This window comes from Flavobacterium panici (assembly GCF_903819335.1).
GTDB lineage: Bacteria > Bacteroidota > Bacteroidia > Flavobacteriales > Flavobacteriaceae > Flavobacterium > Flavobacterium panici.
In genome coordinates this window covers 79,119-85,352 of record NZ_CAIJDE010000056.1, presented here as the reverse complement: position 1 = coordinate 85,352, position 6,234 = coordinate 79,119, and the positions used below count along the sequence as shown (strand labels likewise).

At 30.7% G+C, this 6,234-nt stretch carries 6 protein-coding genes and 1 tRNA gene; 6 read left to right on the top strand and 1 reads right to left on the bottom strand.

Annotated features, from left to right (window positions below):
- The first annotated feature begins 381 nt into the window (after window positions 1-381).
- The 6 genes from FLAPXU55_RS18415 to FLAPXU55_RS18390 all read left to right on the top strand — a co-directional run bounded on the left by FLAPXU55_RS18415 (window position 382) and on the right by FLAPXU55_RS18390 (window position 5,789).
- Window positions 382-927, top strand: a complete 546-nt coding sequence (locus FLAPXU55_RS18415) for a DUF4494 domain-containing protein (protein ID WP_053470608.1) — start codon at window positions 382-384, stop codon at window positions 925-927.
- Window positions 928-1,118: 191 nt separating this feature from the next.
- On the top strand, window positions 1,119-2,630 hold the full coding sequence (locus FLAPXU55_RS18410) for a glycosyltransferase family 39 protein (RefSeq protein WP_180860049.1): 1,512 nt from the start codon (window positions 1,119-1,121) through the stop codon (window positions 2,628-2,630).
- Window positions 2,631-3,152: a DUF4269 domain-containing protein gene (locus FLAPXU55_RS18405; protein WP_180860047.1), complete on the top strand. Its 522-nt coding sequence runs from the start codon at window positions 2,631-2,633 to the stop codon at window positions 3,150-3,152. It begins immediately after the preceding gene.
- Window positions 3,153-3,278: 126 nt separating this feature from the next.
- Window positions 3,279-3,351: transfer RNA gene (locus tag FLAPXU55_RS18400), tRNA-Met, on the top strand.
- A gap of 161 nt (window positions 3,352-3,512) precedes the next feature.
- Entirely contained in the window at window positions 3,513-4,607 is a 1,095-nt protein-coding gene (locus FLAPXU55_RS18395) for a Ppx/GppA phosphatase family protein (protein WP_180860045.1), read from the top strand.
- 207 nt (window positions 4,608-4,814) lie between these two features.
- Window positions 4,815-5,789: a polyprenyl synthetase family protein gene (locus FLAPXU55_RS18390; protein WP_180860043.1), complete on the top strand. Its 975-nt coding sequence runs from the start codon at window positions 4,815-4,817 to the stop codon at window positions 5,787-5,789.
- A gap of 39 nt (window positions 5,790-5,828) precedes the next feature.
- Here the strand turns inward: FLAPXU55_RS18390 and FLAPXU55_RS18385 are convergent, their stop codons facing one another.
- A complete protein-coding gene (locus FLAPXU55_RS18385; protein ID WP_053470613.1) occupies window positions 5,829-6,155 on the bottom strand; it encodes a hypothetical protein in 327 nt (108 codons plus the stop codon).
- Window positions 6,156-6,234 lie beyond the last annotated feature (79 nt).

Genomic DNA, 6,234 nt, shown 5'->3' with positions numbered 1-6,234 from the left:
GTTATAAGTTAATTAAACCAATTTACCATGCTAAAAATCAATATCTTGCCACTAAAAGTTTAGAAAATATCAATATAAGACAATTCTCTAACCTTTAACTGTTTAGATTTCTGTAATACTGATTTATTCCAAAAAATATGATTTGAAAAGATTACAATAAAACAAGAAAACCATTCGAATTGAATGGTTTTCTTGTTTATGTACTGTCTCTCTACAAAGTGTTCTTTAATTATGTAGCTCAAATAACTCATGTTTATACATTAAACACAAACCAATCAACACTTTACAAAAAACAAGTACAAATTGTGAATATCTATTTGCCGAAATTCTGATTTGTTTTCCTGTAAAATCTATCTTTGGCATCCTTAAAAATTAGAAAAAATGAGCGCAATTTGGTACGAATGCAAAGTAAAGTATAGAAAAACCGATGAAACTGGAGGCCAAAAAGTTTTAACAGAACCTTATTTGGTAGATGCAGTATCTTATACAGAGGCTGAAAAAAGAATTAATGAAGAAATGGCAGCTTATATTAGTGAAGAATTTAAAATCACCAATATTAAAGTAGCAAATTATGCGGAGATTCATCCATTTGAAAATGCTGATCGTTGGTTTAAATCAAAAGTTTCTTTGATTGCTTATGATGAAGAAAGCGGAAAAGAAAGAAAATCAAATATGTATATGCTGGTTCAGGCAAATGATGTGAGAGAAGCTTTTGATAACACAATTCATGTTATGAAAAACACAATGGGAGAATATTCTATTCCTGCCATTTCAGAATCGCCAATTATGGACGTTTTCCCATATTTTAGCGGTGAGGAAGAAGAAACCGAAATGCTGGAAAGATTCAACGCTTTAAAAGCTTCTAAACCTGCAAAAGCAGATGAAGAAATAATAGATCACATGGAATTTGAAACCGTAGAGGAATAAATTTTCTTAAATATCAAAAAATTAAAATTCCAAATTCCAAAAAAGAACTTTAATTCTCAATATTAATAAATTAGCTTCAGAGAAATCTGGAGCTTTTTTATTTTCGGGCAGTAAAACTTACACGTATTTTCAAACCAAAATAAATCCTATATTCGTTATACAAAACCATTTACAACCAAACCAAAAACTCCATGAATAAAAAAACACTTATTTTAATTGGGTTTATTATTTTAAAATTTGTCTTGCAATATGTTTTAATAAGTCCCGAATATGATTTGCAGCGCGATGAATATTTACATCTTGATCAGGCGCATCATTTGGCTTGGGGTTATTTATCTGTTCCGCCGGTAACTTCGTGGTTTTCGTATATTATATTACTGCTTGGGAATTCTGTTTTTTGGGTCAAGTTCTTTCCTGCTCTTTTTGGCGCTTTGACGCTTTTAGTTGTCTGGAAAACTATCGAGCTTTTAAAAGGTAATTTATACGCTTTGGTTTTAGGCGCACTTTGTGTTTTATTTTCGGCTTTATTAAGAATCAACATGTTGTATCAGCCCAATTCATTTGATGTTTTGTGCTGGACCTTATTTTATTATATTCTGATTCAATATATTATAACAGAAAAATCAAAATGGCTTTATATAGGAGCGGTTGTTTTTGCTTTCGGTTTTTTAAATAAATACAATATTCTGTTTCTTTTAATTGGTCTTTTACCGGCAATTATACTTTCTAAACAAAGAAAAATATTTGCAGAGAAAAAATTATACTTTGCCTTGATTTTAGGATTAGTATTGATTCTACCGAATTTATTATGGCAGTACAATAATCATTTCCCAATTGTACATCATATGAAAGAACTGGCCGAAACCCAATTGGTAAACGTAGATCGTGCAGACTTTGCAAAAGAGCAGATTCTATTTTTTATAGGCGGATTCTTTGTCATTCTTTCTTCCTTTTATGCTTTACTTTTTTATAAACCTTTTGAAAAATATAAGTTCTTTTTTGCGTCAATAGTTTTTACATTAATTGTCTTTTTATACTTCAAGGCAAAAGCTTATTATGCAATTGGCTTATACCCTATTTATATCGCTTTTGGTTCGGTTTTTCTTGCAGATGTTTTACAAAATGGCTGGAAACGTTTTTTAAAACCTGTATTTATTGCACTTCCTTTACTATTTTTTATTCCGATGTACTACTTGGCTTTCCCCAATAAAAGTCCAGAAAAAATAGTTGCCGAAAAACTGGAAACGCATCGTTGGGAGGATGGAAAAGAACATAATTTATCGCAAGATTTTGCCGATATGCTAGGCTGGAAAGAACTTGCACGAAAAACAGATTCAGTTTATGCTTTGTTTCCAAAAACAGAAAACACTTTGGTTCTGTGTGACAATTACGGTCAGGCCGGAGCTATAAATTATTACACAAAAAAAGGAATTAAAGCGGTTTCTTTCAATGCCGATTATGTAAACTGGTTCAACCTAAATCTGTATTATACAAACTTAATTCGGGTTAAAGAATTTGACAAAGACAGTAAGGAATTTGTAGAAACGAGTCCTTATTTTGATATCTCTTTAATTGGCGGCGAAATCACAAATAAATACGCCAGAGAATACCGAACCACGATTTTTATTTTTAAAAACGCGAAAATCAACATCAACAAAAGGCTCGAACAGGAAATCAAGGAAGAAAAAAATTACGACAAATAAATGATCGATTTCAGTAATATTGAATATTTAAAAACCGGAAATCCAAAACAGATTGAAGCTTACAAAACCTTAAAGCAAAATAAGGTTATGGAAGCTCTTTTTGAATTTGATCCAATTTTGGCTGGAACAATTCCCATTAATATTGATATTGAAAACAGCGATCTGGATATTATTTGTTATTGGAAAAACAAAACTGAATTTATTGCTGCAATTTCTTCTTTCGAAAATAAAAATGAATTTAAGATTAGAGAAACTATTATTGATGAACGCGAATCTATAATCGCTAATTTTAAAATAGATGATTTCGAAATTGAAATCTTCGGACAAAATATTCCAACCAAAAATCAAAACGCGTACAAGCATATGATTATTGAACATGAAATATTAGAATCAAAAGGTGAAAATTACCGTTTAGAAATTATTAAACTCAAACAAAATGGTTACAAAACCGAGCCAGCTTTTGGCGAATTATTAGGTTTAAAAACCAATCCATATTTAGAATTACTCGAATATAAATTGTGATTTAAGCAATTACAAACCACAATTCACTACATATCAACTACTTAAAACTAAAGTTATTAAAATGAAAAATTTTCAATAATTTCTTTGCATAACAGTATTTAGTGCGTATCTTTGCACCCGAAACATCGCGGGATAGAGCAGTAGGCAGCTCGTCGGGCTCATAACCCGAAGGTCACAGGTTCGAGTCCTGTTCCCGCTACTAAGTAAAAGCTTCAGAGAAATCTGGAGCTTTTTTCTTTATAAAAAAAAGCACTTTGCAAAAAAACCTGCTTTTTGATTGATTTTCTTTACGTTAACGAGAAGAAAAGCAACAATTATCTTAATTATTTATTTAAAATTATATTTTAATCGTAAACTCCAATGTTTAAAAAAAACAGCCCCCAAATTCTTATCCTTACCTTTTTAAGTTTATTTTTTTCCATCAATTCATTTTCTCAAAAAAATCTTTATGCCGGAATTGAAGTTGGCCGAAGAGCTATAAAAGTTTCTGTTCTGGATGTAAGTAATATCAAAAAAGCCGATTACAAGATTCTTTCGTTTTGGACAGAGAGAATTAATTTTGCTGAACATATTGCTAATACCGGCGAACTTACTGAAGATGATATTAACAGAGCCAGCACTATTGTAGCTGAACAATTAACAAAAATACGAGCAGAGCATAAAATGCCCGAAACCAATATTTTTATTGTAGCCGCTCCTGTTTTTTCGTCTGCCCGCAATGCTGATGTTTTAAAAAATAAAATTGCTACGCTAACAAACAAAGAACTTGAAATACTTAATGTTAATGAAGAAGCTAAAACACTAGTTAAAGGTGCAATGCCTCCTGTTGATTATTCTAACGCTTTTTTGCTTGATATTGGTGCACAAACTACTAAAGGCGGATACATTGATGAACTTGAAGATAACAAATTAGAGTTTATACCTTTGGAACTTGATTTCGGTACAATGACACTTACCGATGCGGTGAAAAAGACAGTAGTCAATCAAGCGCAGGTGAATGATATGTCGGCATATCAGGAAAAGTCTTTTGATTTTAACTCGGTGCTGCGTAAAAAAGTTCAGGCATTACTGGATAAAAATCCTCTTTTACTAAAAAAAGACAAAATATATTTATCAGGCGGAGCTGTTTGGGCTTTTGCAACTTTATATTATAATGAAAATGTAAAAGAGCATTATATTTCTTTAAACATGGAAGACATTCTTAATTATGATGCCATTCTGAAAAACAACTTCGTTAAATTCACTAATCTTGCTAAAACTAATAAAGAAGCTGCAAGAGTTTTAAGTACTTATAATCAGGAATATTTAATTTCTGCAAATAACATATTAATTGCCTGCTTAGAAGGTGTACCAAATTTAGAAACAAAGAAAGTATACTTCGTAAAAGAAGGACAAGTAACCTGGCTTATTTCATACATTGCCGATCGTTCTAAAAAAGTAAATACTAATTTTTAAGAAATTGTATTTCAAACTTATACAAAGCTTCAGAGAAATCTGGAGCTTTTTTATTTTCGATAGAATTCAATTTGGATAATTCAGGAACAAATTTTAAAAAAAACAAATTTACAACCAATTTAGAATATAAATCAATTTTAGGATTTTTCTTAATACATAGCTAAAAATCTGTAATTTAGCCATTTACAAATTGACAATATTGGTTTTATGTATACAATAACTCAATATACAGATTTTTTTATTAGTTATTTAGAAAATCAGATTATAGATAAAGAGCCCAAAAACCTTTATGATCCCATAAGCTATATATTGTCATTGGGAGGAAAAAGAATACGGCCTGTCCTGACCTTACTTACGACAGAAATTTTTGACACAGATTACAAATTAGCATTACCAGCAGCTTTAGCCGTAGAGGTTTTTCATAATTCTTCATTAGTTCACGATGATATTATTGATGAAGATCCTATAAGAAGAGGAAAACCAACGGTACACAAAAAATGGAATACAAACGTCGCTATTCTTGCCGGAGATGCTATGATTATTCTAACCTATCATTATCTGCAAGGTTACGAACCAAATCTTGCCAAAGCTCTGACTAAAGCGGTTAATAAAATGGGAATCGAAGTTTGCGAAGGACAAACATGGGATGTTGATTTTGAAACCCGACAAGATGTTACGGTTTCAGAATACCTAAAAATGATTGAATATAAAACCGGAGCACTCATAGCAACGTCAATGAAAATGGGTGCTATTATCGCTCAAACTTCTAAAGAAAACTACGATTTAATTTATGATTTCGGACTTAATGTAGGTTTAGCTTTTCAGCTCCAAGATGATTATTTGGATCTTTTTGGCGATACTCCAACCTTTGGCAGACGATTATGCGGCGATATTATTTCGAATAAAAAAACTTATTTATATTTCAAGGCCCTTGAAATTCTATCTGAAAGCGAAAAACAACAATTAATGGAATTGTACGCTGTTCGCCTTGATGATAATGCAAAAAAAATTGAAACCATAACAGAATTATTCCAGGCATCTGGAGTACCAGCCGCAACTCAAGAATCCATTAAAAAATATACTTTTAAAGCTTCTGAAATTTTAGACAAGATTAATATAGATGAAGATAAGAAAACAATATTGAGAGCTTTTGCAGAGAGTTTAATCGGGAGAAGAGTTTAATTATTTTGATTACTATAAAATCTTTTCTTCAACTGCATATTAAATTTCAGTTTGCACCAAATCATTAATCTCATCTAAAAACTCAAATTCATCCAAAGGAAAAAGTTGCATCACTAACTCTAAAATAAGTCCTACATTAATAGATTGTTTTTTCTCTTTTTCTGAAATTTTATGCGTTTCTTGATCTATCACCAAAATACATAATTGCAGCATATTTTTAATTACGCAGCCTAACTCATAATAATTTATGAATTTAATTTCGGCAGTATAAATCTCTTTTTCATCATTAGCACGTTTAAGAGTATTGAAGTACAATGCAGATAGTTTTTTAATATTATCTAAATTTTTAATTTGTTTTGTTTCCATTGATTTATCCTTTTTTAGATAATCCAAATTTGAACATATTTTTGTTTAATGTGGTTATCTTTTATGACAACTAACTAAA

What these genes read in the sequence shown, in the direction of transcription:
- FLAPXU55_RS18395 (WP_180860045.1), top strand. Translation starts at nt 3,513, where the DNA reads ATGTTTAAAAAAAACAGCCCCCAAATTCTTATCCTTACCTTTTTAAGT.
- FLAPXU55_RS18410 (WP_180860049.1), top strand. Translation starts at nt 1,119, where the DNA reads ATGAATAAAAAAACACTTATTTTAATTGGGTTTATTATTTTAAAATTT.
- FLAPXU55_RS18405 (WP_180860047.1), top strand. Translation starts at nt 2,631, where the DNA reads ATGATCGATTTCAGTAATATTGAATATTTAAAAACCGGAAATCCAAAA.
- FLAPXU55_RS18390 (WP_180860043.1), top strand. Translation starts at nt 4,815, where the DNA reads ATGTATACAATAACTCAATATACAGATTTTTTTATTAGTTATTTAGAA.
- FLAPXU55_RS18415 (WP_053470608.1), top strand. Translation starts at nt 382, where the DNA reads ATGAGCGCAATTTGGTACGAATGCAAAGTAAAGTATAGAAAAACCGAT.
- FLAPXU55_RS18385 (WP_053470613.1), bottom strand. Translation starts at nt 6,155, where the DNA reads ATGGAAACAAAACAAATTAAAAATTTAGATAATATTAAAAAACTATCT.